A 3602-nucleotide genomic window follows, 5' to 3' on the forward strand; every position below is an offset into this window, starting at 1 on the left:
TCACAGTCGGCTTCTTCAATAAAAGACAGTTCTTTGCTTTGGGATGTATCTCCTAAGGCACTAAAGACTTCTACTTTCCCCAATCGACTTCTTCTTAAAAAAGGATTTTGCTTGACTGTTAAATTTAAAATACGGTCTTTACGTAAGTACATGATCTCGGTACCTAGGAAGGTTATCAACTGAAAGGTTACTTCTTCTGTGGATAAAGCATAACCCGTTTTTTTGTAGCTGCGGTAACCATACAAAAGTGACAGCAAGCTACCCACTAAACCGATCGTCCATGCATATGGCCATAAAAAGTAAGAAACTAAAGCTGCTGCAATGATCCAGAATAGCAATGGAAATTGTACAAACCGTCTAAAAGATCGAATCGGAATGATCGTTTGAGCAGGCTGAAAATTGAACTGCGGAATGATCTCCGCTCTTAACGCTGCAAGCTGATCCTTTTTTACCAACGGCAGCAACAGAATTTTTCCTTCTTCAGTCATTTCACTCACAGAATCTTTCTTATCCACTTCATCATCACTTGTGATGCCTACCCAAAAGGTTGTATAGCCCGTTAGTTTTTGCAGCCAGTTCTGTTTTTCCCATACGCTTTGAATATTGGCTAAAGCAATCGTTTGGCTCTTAACTTCAAGCAATCCTTTTTCAATGGTCACGTGATTTTTGGTTAATTCGACTTTGTATTCAAAATTCTTAATAATCGAAAGCACTGTAGCTAGCACATACAATAGAATAAACAGCAGGATACCGATAAAAATAAAAGAGGCAATTGCTGTTTGACTGAAGATTGTCCCCGCTTGATTAAAAATTGAATCAGGAATAAACTCTCCAAAAATATTTACTGCTCCCACAATTATGATCAGGCCTTTAAAAATAGTTCCTCCCATAAAATTCATCTTAAGGATATCTACTAAACTCATAGAATACAATTTTTTTGTGACCCCTGCTTCTTGCAAGGAGAATCCACTGTGTCGGTCGATCTGCTTCTCTTCACGCTCATCGTTGATATCACTGTCAATTTCAAATGATGTTTCTTTAAGGTAATGCAGTTGGTTCGCCAACTTTAATGCATCTTCTTTAGACAACGCATCTAACGTTATCCCTTTTCCAGGAGTCTTGATCTCCAACTTTGTGACATTAAAAATACGGTGAATCAAGTTTTCACTGTAATCAATGCTTTGAATCCGACTAATTTGAACATCTTTTTCTTTTTGAATAAATAACCCACTTTTTACCACAAATCGATTTCCTGCAATCCAAAAAGATGTTCGTATGTATCTTAAAACGTCCACTAGGTATGACAAGCCAAAAATCGTAAAGAAAAGCAGTGGCAAAATCAAGCCAAAGCCTTCTATATCTGGGCCGGTAAAAGCAAAGAACAGAATAGGCAAGATAAAAGAAATCAACCGTTTATAGGCCTCAGTAATAAGGGTCAATGGATGCAATTTTTTTTCATTATACATCTGATTTCACCGCCTTTATCTGGTCTAGCAATTGAATTCTTAACTCTTCTGCCTCTTTTTTCAACAACAGTGGAATCTCATGGCCTGTTCCTGCCGTAAAGACTTCGACTATTTGGATTCTATATTTCCTAGTCAGCGGTCCTTCTTTGACGACCACGTGTTGGATTCGCTCAATTGGGATCACCGTTCTCTTTTTAAAAAAGAGACCATTCATAACTTCAAGATGAAGCGCATGCATTTCGTAGCGTATAGCCTTTAGCTTTAAATAAGGCAATAAGAATAGACTCAATAAAAAGTCAGTGATTGGCAAAACAATCCAGATTGCCATCAACCAGATTGGCCAATTAAATCTTATAGTCAAAAACATTAAAAGGACAAAAACAGCTAAGGTAAAAAAACTTTCAATAATATCTTTTGTTCGTTCATAGCGAATGGCACGTTTGTCTAATTTTTTCGCTGGCATATCTTTATACATATTAATCACTCCCAACCATTATCCTTTCTTTGAGTGTATCATTATCTTGAAAAGAGTACTATCTTAAATGTTGTTTTAAAGACATAAAAAAAACGAGTGAGAAATCCACTCGTTTTTTGCACTCATTGGTTTAAACTGTTTTTGCTTCAGTAGTAGAAATGGCTTCTTTCATTTCATTATTTACTGCATCTTGACCTTCCGTTTCGATCTTGTAGGCTTTGTTATCAACCAGTTTAAAGAAAGGGTAGTAGATAACGGTACTGGCAGCGATTTGAATGATTTGGAAAACGGCGCCTCGCCAACCACTAACCAAGAATCCTGCAATAACTGGTGGTGTCGTCCATGGTATATTGGCACCATTCGTTATTGGAACGAGTCCGATCGACATAACAAAGTAAGTTGACACAGCCATAAGAATCGGAGTAATCAAAAATGGAATCAGCATGATTGGATTCAATACGATGGGCAATCCAAAAATCAAGGGTTCATTGATATTAAACAAGGCTGGTCCAAAAGCTAATTTGCCTAATGTCTTAAACTGTGCAGATTTAGCCATAACTAAACAAAGTATGGCTAATCCGATTGTTCCACCAGCGCCTCCTACTTTTATGAAATTTTGATAAAATTGATAGTTTACAATATTGGGAAGTGTTTCTCCCAAACTGAAAGCAGCAGCATTTTCTGCTGTTAGTGATAACCAAATTGGTTGCATAACTGCACCAACGATATTAGAACCATGGATCCCAAATGACCATAATAAAATTTCAAAAATGACAATAACCAATGTCGCTGGCAATGAACTGCCTAAAGCAGTCAGTGGTGTTTGTAAAAATTGGAAAATAAACGTTTGAGCTGTTTCATAAGAGCTAAAGCTAAACCCGATACGGATAAAATTAAAGAATAAAATAACAAATAATGCCGGTATTAAAGCTGTAAAAGATTTGGCTACATTTGGTGGAACAGATTCAGGCATTTTGATGGTCCAACCTCTTGCAACTACCCAACGAGTGATTTCAACAGCAATAATAGCTGTGATCATCCCTACAAATAATCCACTGGCTCCTAAATTATTCATCGGAATGCCAATTAACCCATCTGCTGTAGAAATAGTTGGTGTTAAAACTAAGAAAGCCACAACTGAAATTACGATTGCTGCTAGATCGTCTAGATTATAGTATTCAGCTAATGATTTTGCGATACCAAAGATAACAAAAATCGTCATGATGTTCATTGTCATATCATACGGTACCATAAAGTAAGTGGTCCAATCTTCACCTAATATAGAAGCCATAAAATCTGGATATCCAGCTATAGGTAAGTTAGCGAACAAAAGAAAAATCGAACCTAAGATCAAAATAGGCATAGCACCAAAAAAGCCTGTCTTTATAGCAGATAAATAGCGATTTGAATCCAACTTATAGGCAATAGGTCCCATCTTATCTTGAAGAAATTCCATTATTTTATCCATTATCTATTCTCCCTCCAGTTTTAAAAAAACGCTTACATATTCATTTGAAAAACAACTTACCTATAGTGATAGATTGAAGTCAATATAGGCAAGCATTGTCATCAGTGTTTCTTACATCTTATTACTTAACCATTTGAGCAGGTTTTTTAAAGTTGCTTTCCATCAAGTCATCAACATAACTAACTGTTTCTGG

General features: G+C 36.4%; 3 protein-coding genes. All 3 read right to left on the bottom strand.

Annotated elements, in window-relative coordinates:
- A partial coding sequence (locus ABS911_RS14745; protein ID WP_350468184.1) for a PH domain-containing protein occupies positions 1-1466 on the bottom strand: 1466 nt, incomplete at its 3' end.
- Positions 1459-1941, bottom strand: a complete 483-nt coding sequence (locus tag ABS911_RS14750) for a PH domain-containing protein (RefSeq protein ID WP_350468185.1) — start codon at positions 1939-1941, stop codon at positions 1459-1461. The genes ABS911_RS14750 and ABS911_RS14745, both read right to left, overlap by 8 nt.
- A gap of 130 nt (positions 1942-2071) precedes the next feature.
- Positions 2072-3409 carry a PTS cellobiose transporter subunit IIC gene (celB, locus tag ABS911_RS14755; RefSeq protein ID WP_350468186.1) on the bottom strand — a complete coding sequence of 446 codons (1338 nt, stop codon included), beginning with the start codon at positions 3407-3409 and terminating at the stop codon, positions 2072-2074.
- Positions 3410-3602 lie beyond the last annotated feature (193 nt).

This window comes from Carnobacterium sp. (genome assembly GCF_040274425.1).